General features: G+C 67.0%; 19 protein-coding genes. 11 read left to right on the top strand and 8 right to left on the bottom strand.

The window, feature by feature from the left end:
* Nucleotides 1–8 precede the first annotated feature (8 nt).
* From metG to ACZY08_RS18780, 5 genes are all read left to right on the top strand, one after another.
* Nucleotides 9–1,556, top strand: a complete 1,548-nt coding sequence (gene metG, locus ACZY08_RS18800; protein WP_463746141.1) for a methionine--tRNA ligase — start codon at nt 9–11, stop codon at nt 1,554–1,556.
* Nucleotide 1,557: 1 nt separating this feature from the next.
* Nucleotides 1,558–2,907, top strand: coding sequence for an NADP-specific glutamate dehydrogenase (gene gdhA / locus ACZY08_RS18795; RefSeq protein WP_463746140.1), 1,350 nt, complete (start codon nt 1,558–1,560; stop codon nt 2,905–2,907).
* Nucleotides 2,908–3,009: 102 nt separating this feature from the next.
* Nucleotides 3,010–4,203: an NAD(P)/FAD-dependent oxidoreductase gene (locus ACZY08_RS18790; protein WP_463746139.1), complete on the top strand. Its 1,194-nt coding sequence runs from the start codon at nt 3,010–3,012 to the stop codon at nt 4,201–4,203.
* Entirely contained in the window at nt 4,200–5,126 is a 927-nt protein-coding gene (gene sigJ / locus ACZY08_RS18785; protein ID WP_463746138.1) for an RNA polymerase sigma factor SigJ, read from the top strand. Before ACZY08_RS18790 ends, sigJ begins: the two co-directional genes overlap by 4 nt.
* 90 nt (nt 5,127–5,216) lie before the next feature.
* A complete protein-coding gene (locus tag ACZY08_RS18780) occupies nt 5,217–6,449 on the top strand; it encodes an aminodeoxychorismate synthase component I (RefSeq protein WP_463746137.1) in 1,233 nt (410 codons plus the stop codon).
* On the opposite strand, the gene rsmI is transcribed toward ACZY08_RS18780, so the two are convergent.
* A complete protein-coding gene (rsmI, locus tag ACZY08_RS18775) occupies nt 6,419–7,255 on the bottom strand; it encodes a 16S rRNA (cytidine(1402)-2'-O)-methyltransferase (RefSeq protein WP_463746136.1) in 837 nt (278 codons plus the stop codon). The two genes, ACZY08_RS18780 and rsmI, sit on opposite strands and share 31 nt — an antisense overlap.
* A 24-nt stretch (nt 7,256–7,279) precedes the next feature.
* Here rsmI and ACZY08_RS18770 point away from each other — a divergent pair, with 24 nt between their 5' ends.
* A complete protein-coding gene (locus tag ACZY08_RS18770) occupies nt 7,280–8,830 on the top strand; it encodes a dolichyl-phosphate-mannose--protein mannosyltransferase (protein WP_463746135.1) in 1,551 nt (516 codons plus the stop codon).
* Between the two features lie 178 nt (nt 8,831–9,008).
* On the opposite strand, the gene arcA is transcribed toward ACZY08_RS18770, so the two are convergent.
* Nucleotides 9,009–10,214: an arginine deiminase gene (arcA, locus tag ACZY08_RS18765; protein WP_463746134.1), complete on the bottom strand. Its 1,206-nt coding sequence runs from the start codon at nt 10,212–10,214 to the stop codon at nt 9,009–9,011.
* Between the two features lie 33 nt (nt 10,215–10,247).
* Here arcA and soxR point away from each other — a divergent pair, with 33 nt between their 5' ends.
* Both soxR and ACZY08_RS18755 read left to right on the top strand, forming a co-directional pair.
* The gene (gene soxR, locus ACZY08_RS18760; protein ID WP_463746133.1) at nt 10,248–10,679 is read left to right on the top strand and encodes a redox-sensitive transcriptional activator SoxR; all 432 of its coding nucleotides are present in this window, start codon (nt 10,248–10,250) and stop codon (nt 10,677–10,679) included.
* Nucleotides 10,680–10,713: 34 nt separating this feature from the next.
* Nucleotides 10,714–11,310, top strand: a complete 597-nt coding sequence (locus tag ACZY08_RS18755) for an alpha-ketoglutarate-dependent dioxygenase AlkB (RefSeq protein ID WP_463746132.1) — start codon at nt 10,714–10,716, stop codon at nt 11,308–11,310.
* 9 nt (nt 11,311–11,319) lie between these two features.
* Here the strand turns inward: ACZY08_RS18755 and ACZY08_RS18750 are convergent, their stop codons facing one another.
* Together ACZY08_RS18750 and ACZY08_RS18745 are read right to left on the bottom strand one after the other, a co-directional pair.
* Nucleotides 11,320–11,994 carry a DUF5642 family protein gene (locus tag ACZY08_RS18750; RefSeq protein ID WP_463746131.1) on the bottom strand — a complete coding sequence of 225 codons (675 nt, stop codon included), beginning with the start codon at nt 11,992–11,994 and terminating at the stop codon, nt 11,320–11,322.
* 47 nt (nt 11,995–12,041) lie between these two features.
* Nucleotides 12,042–12,725, bottom strand: a complete 684-nt coding sequence (locus ACZY08_RS18745; RefSeq protein WP_463746130.1) for a DUF5642 family protein — start codon at nt 12,723–12,725, stop codon at nt 12,042–12,044.
* Nucleotides 12,726–12,893: 168 nt separating this feature from the next.
* Here ACZY08_RS18745 and ACZY08_RS18740 point away from each other — a divergent pair, with 168 nt between their 5' ends.
* A complete protein-coding gene (locus tag ACZY08_RS18740) occupies nt 12,894–13,145 on the top strand; it encodes a hypothetical protein (RefSeq protein ID WP_463746129.1) in 252 nt (83 codons plus the stop codon).
* Nucleotides 13,146–13,293: 148 nt separating this feature from the next.
* The gene (lpqN, locus tag ACZY08_RS18735) at nt 13,294–13,992 is read left to right on the top strand and encodes an envelope biogenesis lipoprotein LpqN (protein ID WP_463746128.1); all 699 of its coding nucleotides are present in this window, start codon (nt 13,294–13,296) and stop codon (nt 13,990–13,992) included.
* On the opposite strand, the gene ACZY08_RS18730 is transcribed toward lpqN, so the two are convergent.
* From ACZY08_RS18730 to ACZY08_RS18715, 4 genes are read right to left on the bottom strand one after another with little or no spacing between them, the layout of a single operon-like run.
* On the bottom strand, nt 13,982–14,818 hold the full coding sequence (locus ACZY08_RS18730) for a shikimate 5-dehydrogenase (RefSeq protein ID WP_463746127.1): 837 nt from the start codon (nt 14,816–14,818) through the stop codon (nt 13,982–13,984). The genes lpqN and ACZY08_RS18730 overlap by 11 nt on opposite strands.
* Complete coding sequence (locus tag ACZY08_RS18725; RefSeq protein ID WP_463746126.1) at nt 14,815–15,816, bottom strand: GNAT family N-acetyltransferase; 1,002 nt, start codon at nt 15,814–15,816, stop codon at nt 14,815–14,817. The genes ACZY08_RS18730 and ACZY08_RS18725 overlap by 4 nt, the downstream gene beginning before the upstream one ends.
* Before the next feature lie 32 nt (nt 15,817–15,848).
* On the bottom strand, nt 15,849–16,631 hold the full coding sequence (modA, locus tag ACZY08_RS18720) for a molybdate ABC transporter substrate-binding protein (protein WP_463746125.1): 783 nt from the start codon (nt 16,629–16,631) through the stop codon (nt 15,849–15,851).
* Complete coding sequence (locus tag ACZY08_RS18715; protein ID WP_463746124.1) at nt 16,628–17,035, bottom strand: TOBE domain-containing protein; 408 nt, start codon at nt 17,033–17,035, stop codon at nt 16,628–16,630. Before ACZY08_RS18715 ends, modA begins: the two co-directional genes overlap by 4 nt.
* A 144-nt stretch (nt 17,036–17,179) precedes the next feature.
* On the opposite strand from ACZY08_RS18715, the gene ACZY08_RS18710 reads away from it, so the two are divergent.
* On the top strand, nt 17,180–18,637 hold the full coding sequence (locus ACZY08_RS18710; RefSeq protein WP_463746123.1) for an aldehyde dehydrogenase family protein: 1,458 nt from the start codon (nt 17,180–17,182) through the stop codon (nt 18,635–18,637).
* Nucleotides 18,638–18,644: the final 7 nt, after the last annotated feature.

Here is an 18,644-nt window from a genome sequence, read left to right as displayed (position 1 = left end):
GGGTCCAAATGAGTGAGCCTTTCTACATAACTACGGCCATCGCCTACCCGAACGGCGCGCCGCACATCGGGCACGCCTACGAGTACATCGCCACCGATGCGATCGCCCGGTTCAAGCGACTCGACGGCTTCGATGTGCGCTACCTGACCGGCACCGACGTGCACGGCCAGAAGATGGCCGAGACCGCCGCCGCCGAGGGCATCTCGGCAGCCGAGCTGGCCAACCGCAACTCAGACGTGTTCCAGCGGCTGCAGGAGAAGCTCAACATCTCCTTCGACCGGTTCATCCGCACCTCCGACGCCGACCACTTCGAGGCGTCCAAGGAGATCTGGCGCGCGATGAACGAGTCCGGCGACATCTACCTGGGCACCTACTCCGGCTGGTACTCGGTGCGCGACGAACGCTTCTTCGCCGAGGACGAGACCGCCGAGGAGCCCGACGGCACCCGTACCGCGATCGAGACGGGCACTCCGGTCACCTGGACCGAGGAGCAGACCTACTTCTTCCGGTTGTCGGCCTACACCGAGCGCCTGTTGGCCCACTATCAGGACCACCCCGAGTTCATCGGCCCCGATGTGCGCCGCAACGAAATCGTCAGCTTCGTCTCCGGCGGGCTGAAAGATCTGTCGATCTCGCGGACCACGTTCGACTGGGGTGTGCCGGTTCCCGGCCACCCCGACCACGTGATGTACGTGTGGGTGGACGCGCTGACCAACTACCTGACCGGGGTGGGATTCCCCGACACCGCGTCGGAGTCTTTCCGAAAGTACTGGCCCGCCAATCTGCACATGATCGGTAAGGACATCATCCGGTTCCACAGCGTGTACTGGCCGGCGTTCCTGATGTCGGCCGGGATCGCGCTGCCCGAACGGGTTTTCGCGCACGGCTTCATCAACGTCAAGGGCGAGAAGATGAGCAAGTCGGTCGGAAACGTGGTTGACCCGATCGCCCTCGTCGACACGTTCGGCCTCGACCAGGTGCGCTACTTCTTCCTGCGTGAGGTGTCCTTCGGCCAGGACGGCAGCTACAGCGAGGAAGCCATCATCGGGCGGATCAACGCCGATCTGGCCAACGAGCTGGGCAACCTGGCACAACGCTCGCTGTCGATGGTGGCCAAGAACCTCGACGGCGTGGTGCCCGATCCGGGGTCGTTCAACGACGACGACACCGCACTGCTCAAAGCGGCCGACAGCCTGCTCGACCAGGTGCGCGCGCACTACGATGTGCCGGCGATGCACCTCGCACTTGAATCGATCTGGTCGGTCCTGGGCGCGGCGAACCGCTATTTCTCCGCACAGGAGCCGTGGGTGCTGCGCAAGTCCGAAGCGCCTGCCGACCAACAGCGGTTCGGTACGGTGCTCTACACGACGCTCGAGGTGGTGCGAATCGCGGCGCTGCTGACGCAGCCGGTGATGCCGGACTCGATGGCCAAGCTGCTCGATCTGCTGGGCCAGACGACCGACGCACGTGACTTCGAATCCATCGGGATCCGACTCAAGCCGGGTACCGAATTGCCCGCGCCCACAGGGGTTTTCCCCCGTTACCAGATGGACTGAGATGGCTGTACTACACGAGAAATTGCAGGCGATCTACGAAGAGGTTGCGCAGCGCAACGCCGGCGAGAAGGAATTTCACCAAGCCGTCTACGAGGTCCTGACCAGCCTCGGGCCGGTGGTGGCCAAACACCCCGACTACGCCGACGGGGCCATCATCCGCAGGCTGTGTGAGCCCGAGCGGCAGATCATCTTCCGCGTGCCGTGGCTCGACGATTCCGGCACCGCGCAGATCAACCGGGGCTTCCGCGTCGAATTCAACTCGGCGCTCGGACCGTTCAAGGGCGGGCTGCGGTTCCACCCGTCGGTCTACCTCGGGATCGTCAAGTTCCTCGGGTTCGAGCAGATCTTCAAGAACTCGCTGACCGGCCTGCCGATCGGCGGGGGCAAGGGTGGATCGGACTTCGATCCCAAGGGCCGCTCCGACGCCGAGATCATGCGGTTCTGTCAGTCCTTCATGACCGAGCTGTACCGCCACATCGGCGAGTACACGGATGTTCCGGCCGGCGACATCGGCGTCGGAATGCGCGAAATCGGTTACCTGTTCGGCCAATACAAGCGGATCACCAACCGTTACGAGTCCGGCGTGCTCACCGGCAAGGGCCTGACCTGGGGCGGGTCGCAGGTCCGCACCGAGGCCACCGGTTACGGCACGGTGTTCTTCGTCGACGAGATCCTGCGATCCACCGGGCAGTCCTTCGAGGGCAAGCAGGTGGTCGTGTCCGGTTCGGGCAACGTGGCGATCTACGCGATCGAGAAAGTGCACTCGTTGGGCGGCACCGTGGTGGCCTGCTCGGACTCCGGCGGCTACGTGCGCGACGAGAAGGGCATCGACCTCGACCTACTCAAGGAAGTCAAGGAACTGCGCCGGGGCCGCGTCGAGGACTACGCCGAGGCCCGTGGCGGCGCCGCACATGTGGTGACCGGGCGCAGCGTCTGGGAAGTGCCGTGCGACATCGCGCTGCCCTGCGCCACCCAGAACGAGGTCTCCGGCGACGACGCAACGATGCTGATCAAATCCGGCTGCCAGATCGTGGCCGAGGGCGCCAACATGCCGTGTACGCCCGACGCGGTGAAGTACTTCGAGGAGGCCGGGGTGCGGTTCGCCCCGGGAAAGGCCGCCAACGCCGGCGGTGTGGCCACCAGCGCGCTGGAGATGCAGCAGAACGCCTCGCGGGACTCGTGGAACTTCAACGACACCGAGGCGCGGCTGGCCGAGATCATGCGGCGCATCCACGACCGGTGCCTGACCACGGCCGACGAGTACGGCCAGCCGGGCAACTACGTCGCCGGTGCCAACATCGCCGGCTTCATCCGGGTGGCCGACGCGATGCTGGCCCTGGGCCTGGTCTAGCTTCTCCGGTGATGTGGGTCACATAACCGAAGAGTCCTGTCACAAATCCGTGTTGCGCGGTGTCTTGAGGGCACAAGCCTTTTGAGAACAGGAGCCGTTCCCATGACCGAAATAACTGCACAGAACGCCCGAGTGATCGTGATCGGCGGAGGTTACGCCGGGGTGCTGGCGGCCAACCGGCTGCAGGGCACACCGGGCGTGGCTGTCACGCTGGTCAATCCGCGGCCCGAGTTCGTCGAGCGGATCCGGCTGCACCAGCTGGCGGCCGGTAACCACGACGCCACGGCCGCCTACGACACGTTGTTGGGCGACGGGGTGCGGCTGCTGGTCGACGGCGCCGAGTACATCGACGCCGACATCCGTCAGGTGCAGCTGAGGTCCGGCGAGGTGCTCGATTACGACTATCTGGTCTACGCTGTCGGCAGCACCGGCGGGGTGCCCGCCTCGGTGCCCGGCGCCGCGGAATTCGCTTATCCGCTTTCGGAATTGGAACAGGCCCAGCGGCTGCACGACCGGCTGCAGGACGTGCCGATGTCGGCACCGGTGGTTGTGGTCGGCGGCGGGCTGACGGGCATCGAGGCCGCCGCCGAGCTCGCCGAGGCGGGACGCAAGGTCACGCTCGTCACGGATGTGGTCGGCGCCTCGGTGGGCGCAGGCGCCCGTCGCTCGATCGTCAAGGCGTTGACCAAGCTCGGCGTCTCGATCATCGACGGACCCGAGATCCTGGTGTCCGGGGTCGAAGCGGACGCCATCACACTGGCCGACGGCAACCGCCTGCCCAGCGCGGTGACGGTGTGGACCACCGGGTTCGGGGTTCCCGGACTGGCCGCCGCGAGCGGACTGCGTACCGATGAGCTGGGCCGGTTGCTCACCGACGAAACCCTCACCAGCATCGACGACGCGCGCATCGTCGCCGCCGGTGACGCGGCCTCACCGTCGGGAATTCCGCTGCGGATGAGCTGCCAGTCGGCAGGCCCCTTGGGTGTCCAGGCGGCCGACACCGTGCTGGCCCGCATCGCGGGCGCCGAGCCCAAGGTCATCAACCAGGCCTTCGCCGGACAGTGCGTGAGTGTCGGCCGCAACGCCGGGACAGTGCAGCTGTGCCACTCGGACGACAGCCCGCGCCGGGTCTTCATCGGCGGCCGAACCGGCGCCTTCTTCAAGGAGCAGGTCTGCCGCGCAACCCTGACGTTCCTGCGCAAGGAAGGCGTGAAGCCAGGCTCCTACTTCTGGTTCAAGGGTGACAACCGGGCGCGCCAGCTGGCCGAGGCACAGCAGGAGACACCGGTCCGATGAACACCCCTGGCGCAGGTAACTCGAACGAACACGCCGAACGATTCACTCTGCTGAGGCCGTTGTTGTTCACCATCGCCTACGAGATCCTCGGGACGGCAACCGAATCCGATGACGTCTTGCAGGAGAGTTACCTGCGCTGGGCCGAGGTGGATCTGGACACGGTCCGCGACACCAAGGCGTTCCTGGCCCAGCTCGTCACCCGCCAGGCGCTCAATGCCCTTCGCGCCCAGTCGCGGCGGCGCGAGGAGTACGTGGGCCCATGGCTGCCCGAACCGCTGCTGTTGACGGCCGGGTCCGCTGGCGATCCAGCCGACCCCTTAGTGGATGTGGTACTGGCCGAGTCCGTTTCGATGGCCATGCTGGTCGTGCTCGAGACGCTGACCCCCGATGAGCGCGCAGTGTTCGTGCTGCGCGAGGTGTTCGGATTCAGTCACGACGAAATCGCTTCGGCGATCGGCAAATCCAGTGCATCGGTGCGTCAGATGGCGCACCGGGCCCGCAACCATGTGCAATCACGACGCAAGCGGTACGAACCGGTCGACCCGCAGGTGTCGTCCGAGATCACCCAGCGATTCTTCGCCGCCGCGACGACCGGCGACATGAACGTGCTGTTGGAGTTGCTCGCGCCGGACGTGGTGTGGACGGCCGACAGCGACGGCAAGCGCAGCGCCGCCCGCAGGCCGGTGACCGGGGCCCAGTCGGTGGCCAAGCTGGTGATCGGCCTCATGCGGTTCATCGAGCAGGGCGGCCGCTTCGAGCCGACGACATACAACAACGCCGCCGCGTTCAAGCTGTACCTCGAAGACAGCTTCGAGGGCGTGGTCACGGTCGAGGTCGCCGACGGCAAGATCACCCACTTCTACGCGATGCGCAATCCGGACAAGCTCGCCGGCATCGACATCCCGCGGGTGATCAGCCGCTGACGTTCTCCCGCGAGCAGACACAAAACTGCCCATTTTCCCGCGGAAATGGGCAGTTTTGCGTCTGCTCGCGGGAGGAAGCAAGCTAGCTGCATGCGGATCGAGCGGCTCGGCGCGCTGGGCGATGCCCCGGCGGTCCTGTGTGGCGTCGCCGCGGCCGCTCGGACCGCGGGCTTGGCGCCACCCGCGGCGCTGATCGGTGACTGGTTCTCCTCCCGCGCGGTGATCGCACCGTCGGTGGCGGTGGCCCCCGTTGCGCCGGCAAGCGCGTTCGAGGTGGCACAAGACTTTTCCGGGCCGGCCGGCGCGGTCGGGGGCGGATGGTTCGGCTACCTCGCCTACCCGGATCCCGGTGCCGACGGCACCCCGCCGCGCATCCCGGTGGCCGCCGGCGGCTGGTCGGACTGCGTGCTGCGCCAGGACTCCGGGGGCATCTGGTGGTTCGAAAGCCTCAGTGGTGCAGCACTTCCCACCTGGCTCACCGCCCTGCGGCCAGCGACACCGCACGCCTGCGCCATCGCGTGGGCGGCACCGGATCGCGACGATCACCGTCGCGGCGTACTGGCCTGTCTGGAGGCGATCGCCGCGGGCGAGGTCTATCAGGCTTGTGTGTGCACCCGCTTCACCGGCCGCCTCGATGGCGAGCCGATCGACTTCTTCAGCGAGGCGGTGGCCCGGACTGCACCGGCGCGGGCCGCGTATGTGGCCGGGGACTGGGGCGCAGTGGCCTCGCTGTCGCCGGAGTTGTTCCTGCGCCGGGCCGGTACGACGGTGGCCTCCAGTCCGATCAAGGGCACGCTGCCGTGCTCGGCCGACCCAGCGGATCTGCTGGCCTCGGTCAAGGATGTCGCCGAGAACGTCATGATCGTCGACCTGGTCCGCAACGACCTCGGACGGGTGGCGATGACGGGCAGCGTGACGGTGCCCGAACTGCTCGCGGTACATCCGGCGCCCGGAGTCTGGCATCTGGTCTCGACCGTCACCGCCGAGGTTCCCGTACGGCTGCCGATGAGCGCACTACTGGACGCCACATTCCCGCCCGCCTCCGTGACCGGCACCCCTAAGCGGCGGGCCCGCCAGCTACTGCGGCAGTGGGAACCGGCACGGCGCGGGATCTATTGCGGCACAGTCGGTTTAGCGTCGCCGATGGCGGGGTGTGAACTCAATGTGGCGATCCGCACCGTGGAGTTCGGCGCCGACGGGACGGCGGTGCTCGGCGTGGGCGGCGGCATCACCGCCGATTCGGACGTCGACGCGGAATGGGAAGAATGCCTCCACAAGGCAGCGTCGATAGTTCAGCCCCTCGCCCGCAGCACCGCGTCATAGAGCTCTCGCCGTGACGGCGCCCCGGGATTGGCGGCGATCACCTGGGCGCAGGCGTCCTTGACGCGGGCACCGTCGGCCACCAGTTCCTCGACCTCGGCTACCAGGACAGGCAGTTCGACAGTCGGGGTGCCACCGGCCAACACCACGGTGATCTCCCCCAGTACGCCGTCGGCGGCCCACTCGGCGAGCTCGGCCAGGCTGCCGCGGCGGACCTCCTCATGGGTCTTGGTCAGCTCGCGGCACACCACGGCACGCCGCTGTGGCCCGAGCACTTCGACCGCGTCGCGCAGGGTCTCTGGCAACCGGCGCGGGGATTCGAAGAACACGGTGGTTCGCGGTTCGGCGGCCAGGGTCTGCAGCCAGGCGAGCCGGGCTGCGTGTTTGCGCGGAGCGAAGCCCTCGAAGCAGAACCGGTCCGAGGCCAGCCCGGACACCGCCAGCGCCGTCGTCACCGCACTCGGCCCCGGCAGGCAGGAAACCGGCAGGTCCGCCTCGGCGCACGCTGCCACCAGGCGGTAGCCCGGGTCGTTGATCAACGGCATGCCGGCGTCACTGACCACCAGCACCGTCGCACCCGCGGCGATCTCCTCCACCAGACCCGGCACGCGGCTCGCCTCGTTCTGGTCGAAGAAGCTCAGGATCCGACCGCCCGGCTGCACGCCCAGCGACTGGGCCAGCCCACGGACGCGTCGGGTGTCTTCGGCCGCCACGATGTCAGCCGTCTGCAGCGCCTCGACCAGCCGCGCCGACGCGTCATCGGGCCGGCCCAGCGGCGTGGCGCCGATCAGTAGTTTGCCGGGTGTCACGACCGACAGCCTACGATCGCTTGCGTGACCGCCACCGCCACCGCCACCCCGACGGCAGGTCGCTCGGTCCCCCTCATCAGCCCCGCGCCGCTGATCCCGGCCCCGGATTTCGGCCCGACAGACCGGCTGCAGGGCTGGTTGATGACGGCCGTGATCACCGGGCTGGCCGCGATCAGCCGGTTCCTGAATCTGGGCTCGCCGACCGATGCCGGCACCCCGGTCTTCGACGAGAAGCACTACGCGCCGCAGGCCTGGCAGATGCTCTACAACCACGGGGTCGAGGACAACCCGGGCTACGGGCTCGTGGTGCACCCGCCCGTCGGCAAGCAGCTGATCTCGATCGGCGAGGCGCTGTTCGGCTACAACGGGCTGGGCTGGCGCTTCTCCGGGGCCCTGTGCGGGGTGGTGATCGTGCTGCTGGTGGTGCGGATCGCGCGCCGGATCAGCCGCTCCACCCTGGTAGGCGGTATCGCCGGGCTGCTCCTGATCGCCGACGGGGTCAGCTTCGTCTCGGCCAGAACCGCACTGCTGGACGTGTTCCTGGTGGTGTTCGTGGTGGCGGCGTTCGCCTGCCTGATGGTGGACCGCGACGACGTCCGCCAGCGCATGCACATGGCGTTCATGGAGGGCCGGATCACCGAGACTCCCTGGGGGCCGCGACTCGGCGTCCGGTGGTGGCGGTTCGGCGCCGGGGTGCTGCTCGGGCTGGCATGCGCGACCAAGTGGTCCGGGCTGTACTTCGTGGCGTTCTTCGGCGTCATGACGCTCGTGCTCGATGCGATCGCGCGCAAGCAGTACCACGTGCAGGCACCGTGGCGCGGCATGCTGCGCCGTGATGTGGGACCCGCCGCGTACGTATTCGGGCTGATCCCGATCGCCGTGTACCTGGCGTCCTACGGGCCGTGGTTCGCCTCCGAGACCGGCATCAACCGGTACGAGGCGGGCCAGTCCATCGGCGAGAACAGCATCATCCCGCTGCCCGACGCGCTGCGCTCGCTGTGGCATTACACCTACGCCGCCTACCATTTCCACGCCGGCCTGACCAACGCCGACGGCAACCACCACCCGTGGGAATCCAAACCCTGGACGTGGCCGATGTCGTTGCGGCCGGTGCTCTATGCGATCGACAACCACGATGTGGCCGGATGCGGCACGCAGTCCTGTGTGAAAGCCGTGATGCTGGTGGGCACTCCGGCGATGTGGTTCATCGCGGTGCCGGTGCTCGGCTGGGCCCTGTGGCGGGCCGTGGTGCGACGCGACTGGCGCTACGGCGTGGTTCTGGTCGGCTACTCGGCGGGTTTCCTGCCCTGGTTCTTCGACATCGACCGGCAGATGTATTTCTTCTACGCCACCGTGATGGCGCCGTTCCTGATTCTGGCGATCGCGCTGATCCTCGGCGACATCCTGTACCAGCCCAAGCAGAATCCCGAGCGTCGAACGTTGGGGCTGCTGGTGGTGTGCTTCTACGTGGCGCTGGTGATCGCGAACTTCGCGTGGCTGTACCCGGTCCTGACGGGCATTCCGATTGCCCAGTCGACCTGGAATCTGGAGATCTGGCTGCCTTCCTGGCGGTAGTTGTGCGCCGTGACTCTGCGCCGATTTCGCGGGCCCGACGCCGATTTCTACCTGTGGGCTGCAATAGCGAGTCACAACGACCCTCAGGTGGAAAGCGGCGAGCAAGGATGACCGGGCCGCGACCGTGGTGTAGAAAACGGCGCGTAGAAAACGGCGCGCGCAAACGGCGTTGCGGAAGCTAGAGCAGGTCCCGCGCTGCCGGGCACGACATGCAGCGGGGCCCGCCCCGCCCCGTGCCCAGCTCTGAAGCCTCGATCGACAGCACCTCGATACCCGAATCCGCCAGCCGGGCATTGGTTTCGGCGTTGCGCTCGTAGGCCACCACCACACCCGGCGCCAGGGCCAGGGTGTTGTTGCCGTCGTCCCATTGCTCACGTTCGGCCGTCACCGGGTCGAGCCCGGTATCGATCACCCGCAGCTGCTCGATGCCCATCGCCTCCGCGGCGGCCCGGACGAACGGCGCCTCGTCGTCGATCTGGATCTCACCGTCCGTACGGTGAATGGTGAACGCCGACAACGAGTCCACGATGTTCGGGTACATCACCACCGCGTCTACATCGACCATCGTGCACACGGTGTCCAGATGCATCTGGGCACGCTCCTGCCGGATCGGCACCGCGAGCACGGTGTGAGCCAGATCGTCGTCGAACAGGCTGCGCGCCAATGCTTCGGCACCCGCGGGCGTGGTCCGCTCCCCCACTCCGACCGCCACCACACCGGGCCCCAGCAGCAGCACGTCGCCGCCCTCGACGGGCGCCGAACGCGACTCGTACGCCCGCCGGACCCCGAGGAACCGCGGATGGTGGGCGTAGATCAGATCGGTCAGCGAGGTCTCGCGCACCCGGGCCGGCAGGGCAAGCGAGGTGATGGCCACCCGCGGCCCGATCCAGAACGACGAATCCCGGGTGAACAGAAGATTGGGCAGCGGCTCGATCACGAAATCCCCACCGTGGTGCATGAGGCGTACGAGCGACAGTTCGGCACCGTGGAAGGGCACCTCGTTGAAGGTCATGCCGGCCATCAGGATGTGCGCCAGATCGGCCGGCGGCAGCCCACGGAGATAGGCCGAAAGTTCCTGAGCGAGCGGCACACCGAGCCGTCGGGCGTCGACGGCGGCAGAGATGCCGTGCATACGGGCCGCACCGCTGGCCAGCGCCTCGGTCAGCAGATCCGCCAGGAGCAACACCTCGACGCCGCGGGAACGCAGCACCGCCGCGAAGGCGTCGTGCTCCCGTTGCGCCTTGGCCACCCACGGCAGGCCGTCGAACAGCAGGGCGTCGTTGTTGCGTGGCGTCAGGCGCTGCAACTCCGGGCCCGGCCGGTGCAGGATGACGGCGCGCAGAGTGCCGACCTCAGAGTTGGAACCGAACGCGGCAGTCTCCACCCCATGACGTTAACTCAACTATGGTTGAGGTGTATGGAGACGCACGAGCTAACTCCCGGAGAGATGTCGCTGCGCAGTGGCGTGGCGGTGTCCGCGCTCCACTTCTATGAGCGCGAGGGCCTGATCGCCAGCCGCCGCACCTCGGGAAACCAGCGGCGCTATGCACGCGAGACGCTGCGCCGCGTGGCCTTCATCCGGATGTCGCAACGCCTGGGCATTCCGCTGGCCCGCATCCGCGAGGCACTGGCCGGACTGCCCGCCGACCGGGTTCCGACCAGCAAGGACTGGGCCAAGCTGTCGGCCGGTTGGCGCCAGGACCTCGATGACCGCATCCTGCATCTACAACGGTTGCGCGACAACCTGACCGGCTGCATCGGCTGCGGCTGCCTGAGCCTCAAGACGTGCCTGCTGACCAACCCCGGCGACGTCCTCGCCGACCGGGGCCCCGGGGCCTCCCGCCTCTGACACAGTCGAACGCCTGTGCGATACACTCGCGCGCATGGAGCTGGCGTTGCAAGGCTCACTGTTCGAGCACGCTGAACGTCGTCGACTCGGCAACGACGCCTGGGTGGAACTGCGCTCGGGCTGGTTGCCCGACGCCGACTCACTGTTCGAAGAGTTGATGGACGGGATCCCCTGGCGGTCCGAGGAACGCGAGATGTACGACCGCGTGGTGGCGGTTCCGCGGCTGGTCAGCTTCCACCACCTGATCAACGATCCGGTGCCGCACCCCAGGCTCAAACAGATCCGCCGGAGGCTCAACGACACCTTCGGCGGCGAGCTCGGTGAACCGTTCACCACCGCAGGCTTGTGCCTGTACCGCGACGGCAACGACAGTGTCGCCTGGCACGGCGACACCATCGGCCGCAGCCGCACTGAAGACACCATGGTGGCCATCATCGGGCTCGGCGCGACAAGGGTTTTCGCATTACGCCCCCGCGGCGGCGGTCATGCGCTGCGGCTACAGCACCGCCACGGCGACCTGTTGGTGATGGGCGGGTCGTGTCAACGCACCTGGGAGCATTCGATACCCAAGACCACCAGCCTGGTCGGGCCGCGCATCAGCATCCAGTTCCGCCCGCACGACGTCCGCTGACCTTCGGAACTAGCCCCGTACCGCGGCGACCGCACTGGTGAGCAGGTCGCGGGCGCGCTTGTCGTCCACCGGCGACACCGGCTTGTCAGGCACCACCAGCGGGTTGGCGGTGACGATCACCATGAACGTGTCGAAACTGGCGACATAGTTGAACAACTCACCGGTGCGAGCCTGGCCGCCCATCTCGGTCTGCACGATGCGGTGCGTCCCCTTCGTGCGCGCCCCGTCGATCTGCGGTGCCTCGACCACATCGACCTGCCCACGGATCCCGGGACCGAGGAACTTCACCTGCTTGCACGCATCGCCGGGATCGTTCAGCGGGACCGGTTCAGAGGTTTCCAGCGCCATCACGATGAACCGGTTACCCGCACCTTCGGCCGTGGTGGCCGCCACGTTGCCCTTCAGCCCTTCAGGCAGGGACTGCCCCTCGGCGAACTTCGCACAATCGGCGGGTTCGACCTTCACCCCCGGCGGCATTTTGTGCGGCGCCAGTTTTTTCGGGTCGATCCCGGCCGGGGCGACGTCGGTGACTTTGAACTCCGGCCCGAAGTTGGAGCGCACCTTGGCGATGTTGGCGATGTCCGCGCCGGCGGACGTCGACTGATCCGATTGACCGCAGGCGACCAATCCGGTGGCGCAGGCAACAACGCCCGCGGCGGCGAGTAAGACGTTGCGGTTCTCCATCGCTGGATAACATACCTGGGCCCGTCGACATACCCGGGACGACCGACTCAGCCGCGCAACGCCGAAACCGATTTCACCAGGAGATCGGAGGTGAACGCGGGGGCCAGCGCGGGATTCGGCGATCCGGGATCAGTGACGACGGTGATGAACACGTGGTAGTCGACGCCCTCGGAATGCAGATCGGCGGTGAATGTGTCGGCGTGAGATCTGGTTTCGGTGCCGCCTTCGACGACGGTGGTGACGGCGGTGGACATCCCCGCGGTCACCGCGCCCTCGATCACCGGAGCAGCGGCCGGCGTCACGGTTCCGGTGGAGTGCCCGCCCGACACCTTCCACGGTTCGCACGCCGCGTCGGGGCCCGGTCCGGGCACGCCCGACCCCGCTTTCAACTTCGCCACCGCCGCGTACACGATGCCGCCCGGCCCCGAGGCCGACCAACCCCTCCCCGGTTCGGTTTCGGGGGCGGCAGCCGCTGCACACGGCGTCGGGTCGGCCGTCCAGTCCGGCCCGAATCCCCACAGCGACACCGGGGTCGCAAGCGGGTCGATGGCCACCACCTCGTAGCCGGGCGGCAGGTCCTGGCGCACCCGGTCGATGCGGGCCGGGTTCACCGTCGCCGCACTGCCGGTGGTCTGCGGCCCTGACGATGTCGGCGTCGGTTCCGGCGCCGACCGCGCCCCGCAAGCCGCGGTGCACACCAGGAGAACCGTCGCGACGGCGAAAAGGCGCACGGCGTTTTGATACCACAGCCGGGGTTTGCTGTCGAGGACGGCCACAGCGCACTTTGTCAACTTGTTTCTCCTGGGCTGCAGCACGACAAGTGTTGCGATACAGCGGAATTTAATTGTGGCAGCACTGGTTGGCACCAGCGGAGCGTCCACAACGACGAGGGGCAAAAGGTGTACGGACTGACTGGAGCTGTGCTTGCCGGCAGTGCGCTGTCGGCCCTGGCCCTGGGTTTTCCCGCCCCGACGCCGGCCTCACCGTCAGGGGTCAGGTCCGCGCAGGACACCGCCGACGAACTCGAACGCCAGGGTTTCGACGTCATCATCTACCGCGCCGGCACGGCTGCACTCGATCGGTGCACCGTCTCATCGATACGGCCGGCACAGATTCTGCGGCAGACGGTGTACCTGTCCGCGAAATGCTGAGCCCGGCTCGGCCGGCAATGTCACAGACCTTTCACTGTGCAAAAGATGGCGTACCAGGACTGCGGCTTCTGCCAGCTATTGCCCAGGAAAGCGTTTATCGTGCAAATCAGTTGCGCCTCGCCGGGGGCGTCCAACCGATTGGAGACCGATGACCACCTCAATGAGGGCCGGAGGAATCGCCATCGCCGCCGTCGCACTCGGGGTCACCCTGGCCGGCTGCGGCGACAAGACGATATCGGGCACCGCCACCGAGGCGACCGGGACCAGCACCAGCAATGAACCGACCAAGGCCGCCGACACGGACACGCACACGCCCACAGCCGGGCACCAATACACGATCGTGGACTACATCCGGGACAACAACATCACCGAAACCCCGGTGCACCGAGGCGATCCGGGCACACCCACACTGGACCTGCCGATTCCCGAAGGCTGGGCGGACGCGACCTCGTCGGCTCCCGAATGGTCCTGGGCCGCAATCGTATCCACCGACCCGGCGTTCACGGCAGATCCGCCGTCGATCATCGCGCTGATGTCCAAGCTGACCGGCGACGTCGACCCGGCCAAGATCCTGGAGTACGCACCGAACGAGATCAGGAACCTGCCGGGCTACGAGAACCAGGGCGACGGATCTGCTGACCAACTGAGCGGATTCGATGCGTATCAGATCGGTGGCACCTATGTGAAGGACGGCGCCACCCGGCTGATCGCCCAGAAGACAGTGGTGATCCCCGGATCCGACGGGCTGTTCGTGTTGCAGTTCAACGCCGACGGCACCGAGGATCAGATGGGTCCGCTGATGGATGCCACCTCGGCGATCGACGACCAGGCGGTCATCACGCCGTAGACGCCTGCCGGGAGAAGGCCGACGCCGCGGCCACTTGCTGCGGCGTCGGCCGCACTCCCGTATAACGCTCGAACTGTTCGGCGGCCTGTAGCGCGATCACCTCGGCGCCGGTGATCACCGGCACGCCGGCCGCCCGAGCCGCGATGATCAACGGGGTTTCGGCCGGCATCGCCACCACGTCGACGACGGCGCCGGCCGCCGCGATGGTGGCCGGTTCGAATGCACAGCGGTGTTCGTCGGGTCCGCCGGCCATCCCGATCGGGGTGACGTTGACCAGGATGGGTGCCGTCAGTGCGCCGACCTCGGGCGCATAGCCGTAGCCGAGTGTCTCGGCCAGTGCACTTCCGGCGTCGGGGTTGCGCGCTACGACCGTGCCGCTGCGAAATCCTTTGTCCCGCAATGCCGCACCGACGGCCTTCGCCATGCCGCCACTGCCCCGGATCAGCACCGCGTCGTCCGGGTTCAACCGCTCGACGAGTTGTTGCACCGCCAGGTAATCGGTGTTGGAGGCGACGAGACGGCCCCCATGCACCGACAGGTCGTTGACGATCGTGTTCACCGCATCGATCGCCAGGGCTGACGGTTCGACCTCGTCGACGAGGTCCATGACGGCCTTCTTGAACGGCATCGACACCGAACAACCTCGAATACCCAGGGCCCGCACGCCACCGATCGCCGCGGCGATATCGGTTGTGGTGAAAGCCTTGTAGAGGAAGTCCAGGCCGAGTTCGTCGTAGAGATAGTTGTGGAAACGCGTCCCGATGTTGCTGGGCCGGGCCGCCAATGAGATGCACACGGTCGTGTCTTTGTTGAGAACTGGCCTCACTGGCTCACCGCCCGGATCACCTGCCGGGTCGCGTCCTTGATCTTGGCCGCCAGTTCGGGTTCCAAACTGAGCGTGTCGACGGCCGGCACCGGGACGTCAGTGAGCACCACACCCAGATCCTCACGCTCCCACACCGCACCCAGCCGGTCCAGGATGCGCCGCATCGCGTAGTTGTCGCTCAACACACGTGCGGTAAAACGTTGAATCCCAAGGTAATCCGCGGACACCACCAGGGCATCCAACAGAAAAGTTCCGATCCCGCGGCCCTGATAATCGTCGCCGACGGTGAATGCCACCTCGGCTGTCGTCGCATCATGACCCTCGCGGACCACGCGGGCGTCGGCGACGACCGGTCCTAGGGCACCCTCGGTCATCACCCAGACGAAATGATCGGCGTAGTCGACCTCGAAGAGATACTCCAACAGGGCCTTCGTCGGCTTACGCACGGATTGGAAACGCCGGTAGAGGGTTTCGCTGGAGAACTCGACAGGCCCGTTGAGGGTCCGCTCGACGTCGCCGGGCAGTACCGGCCGTAGATAGAACCAGTCACCGTTGCGCACTTGCACCGGGATTGGCGTGATGAACCCGGCCAACCGCTGGCGAGCGATGCGCACCAGGCGGTCCAACATCCCCGGCAGGTGCAGGATGACCTCGAACGCCTCACGGTCACCGACCCAGCCCGTCACCGGCTCTACGGCAGTCACCGTGGCCGTGCGCGACGCGGCGCGCAGCAGCGCGATCTCACCGATGATCAGACCCGGTTCCAGATCGGCGACGACGGCCTGGCCATCGGGCACGTCATGGACCACCCGCGTGCGCCCGGAGGCGATCAGCATGAACGTCAGAGCCGGATCGCCCTGCCGGATCAGCACCTGGCCCGGTGCGACCGACAGTGGCCGCAGCAGGGCCGCCAACGGCGCCAGTACGGACGGCCGGCATCCGGCGAAGAATTCCAGCGCCGCCAGGTCGTCGGCACTGATCTCGGTCAGATCGGCCACGTCCTCAGGCTACGGCGCCGCCGTGGACCCGGTCAGGGCTTGGCGAATCCCGCCTTGGCGAGCGCCTTTTGCCCGGCCTCGCCGTTGACCAGGTCGACGAACTGGCGCGCCAGCCCGGCCTGCTCGGACTGTTTGAGCACCGCAACGGGGTAGGTGTTGACGGCCTGGCCCGCCTCCGGAAATGCCACGCTGGTGACCTTGTCCCCGGCCCCGGCAGCATCGGTGACGTAGACCAGACCGGCGTCGGCCTGCCCGCTGGTGACCTTGCCGAGCACGTCGGCGACCGAGGTCTCCTCGCTCACCGGGGACAGCGTCACCCCGGTGGCGTGCTCGACCTTTTCGGTGGCGCCGCCGCACGGCACCGGCGGGGCACACACCACAACACTGGTCCCAGGCTTGGCCAGATCGGCAAACGCCTTGACGCCCTTGGGGTTTCCTGGCGCTACGGCGATGGTCAGCGTATTGGTGGCGAAATTGACGGGGGCACCTTCGACGAGGCCGGCGGCCACCGCCTTGTCCATGTTCCGGGTATCGGCGGACGCGAACACATCGGCACCGGCACCCTGGGTCAGCTGGGTGACGAGATCCGAAGAACCGGCGAACGAGAACTCGACCGATGCGCCCGGGTTGTCGGTCTTGAACTGCTCACCGATCTCGGTGAATGCCGATTTCAGCGAGGCCGCGGCGAACACCGTGATCGAGCCGCCCGCCGCGGTGGAGGGTCCCGAGGCGTTGTCGGCCGAGGAGCAGCCGGCAATCAGGGCCGTCGCTGTCATCGCGGTCAGCGCCAGGGCGCACATCCGGGCTCGGGTCATGACTTTCCTCTCGGGGTTTCCACGATCACGGTCGTCGCCTTGACCACGGCGACGGCGACGCTGCCAGGGGCCAGGCCGAGCTCGCGCACCGACCGGCTGCTCATCAGCGAGACCACGGTGAACGGTCCGCACTGCATCTCGACCTCGGCCATCACCTCGTCGGCGATGACGTTGGTGACCAACCCGGTGAAACGGTTGCGCGCCGAGCTCCCGATGCCCAGCGGATCCTTGGGCGCCGCGGCGGCGTGGGCCCGCGCGAACACCGCCAATGCCGCGCCGTCGATCACCTTGCGCCCGGACCCGTCCAGGTGGGCAGGTAGGGATCCGTCGTCGATCCAACGTCGAACGGTGTCGTCACTGACCCCGAGCAGTTCGGCGGCATCGCGGACCCGGATGTCTGGCACCGCGCCAGCGTATCGACACCATAGGGGTTCAACAACCGCAATTGCCGAGCCATTGCCACGCTTGAGCCGCAGATGCGGGTCTTGACCGCCCCCTATTCGAATGCTAAGCAGATGCTCAGCATTAGCGACGACGAAGGGACCCCTATGGCACTGCAGACAGTTCTGGACGACCTCCGAACGCGGCCCGGCACCGGTGAGGTGATTCCGGTCATCGATCCCGCAACCGAGGAGCAGATCACCGAGTTCCGGGACTGCGGGCCGGAGGCTGTCAACGAGGCCGTCGCCGCAGCGAAAGCTGCCTACCAGTCCGGGATTTGGACCGACATTCCGGCCCGCCAGCGCGCCAAGGTGCTGTGGCAACTGGGCGATCTGATCGACGAGCACGCCAAGGAATTCGCCGAGCTGGAATCGCTGGACGCCGGCATGCCACCGATGCAGGCCGAGATGATCGTCTCCACCTGCGCCGAATTCTTCCGCTACTACGCGGGCTGGTGCACCAAGCTCAACGGCAGCAGCTACCAGGTGCAGATGGAGGGCGGCGTCAACAGCAATTACTCCAACCTGCACGCGTACACCACCAAGGAGCCGTACGGCGTGGTGGGCCTGATCTATCCGTGGAACGGCCCGCTGTTCAACGCCTGCGCCAAGATCGCCCCGGCCCTGGCCGCCGGCTGCTCCAGCGTCGTCAAGCCGGCCGAGGAGACCCCGTTGTCAGCGGTGCTGCTGGAGCGGCTGATCGGCGAGGCCGGCGTTCCGGACGGTGTGGCCAACTTCGTAATCGGCTACGGCGCCACGGCAGGTGCCGCGATCACCGCTCACCCCGACGTGGAGAAGGTCGCCTTCACCGGCTCCACCGAGGTCGGCAAGCAGATCATGCGGGACTCGGCGGACAACTTGAAGAAGGTGACCCTGGAACTGGGCGGCAAGTCACCGGTGCTGATCTACGAGGACGCCGACCTCGACATGGCGATCATGATGGCCTCGATGGGTATCTTCGTGCACTCCGGGCAGGGCTGCGTGTGCGGATCACGAATCTTCGTGCAGCGCAGCGTGTATGAGCGCGTTGTCGAAGGTATCTCGATGATCGGCGAGAACCTGGTGCTGGGCGGCCCCAAGGACGAGGGCGCCATGATCAGCCCGCTGGTCAGCCAGAAGCAACTCGACCGGGTGCTGGGCTACATCGACCAGGGCAAGCGCGACGGCGTCGAGATCGTTTCCGGCGGTTACCGATTGGACCGCAAGGGCTACTTCGTCAAGCCCACCGTCGTCACCGGCGTGGACCCGGCCACCAGCCGGCTCTACAAGGAAGAGATCTTCGGCCCGGTCGTCACCATCCTGCCGTTCGACGATGACGACGAGGCCATCGCGATGGCCAACGACACCAGCTACGGCCTGGCCGCCACCGTGTGGACCACCAATCTGGGCCGCGCGCACAGCCTGGGCAAGCGTCTGCAGGCCGGCATGGTGGGACTGAACTGTCAGCTGACCTTCGACCACAACGTGCCGTTCGGCGGCTACAAGCAGTCCGGTGTCGGCAAGGAATTCGGCTACGAAGGCATCGACGGCTACCTCAAGACCAAGTCGATCTGGGCACAGCTCTAGCGGAGCG

The organism is Mycobacterium sp. IDUB_9 (genome assembly GCF_055419505.1).
This window is presented reverse-complemented; position numbering and strand designations above follow the sequence as displayed.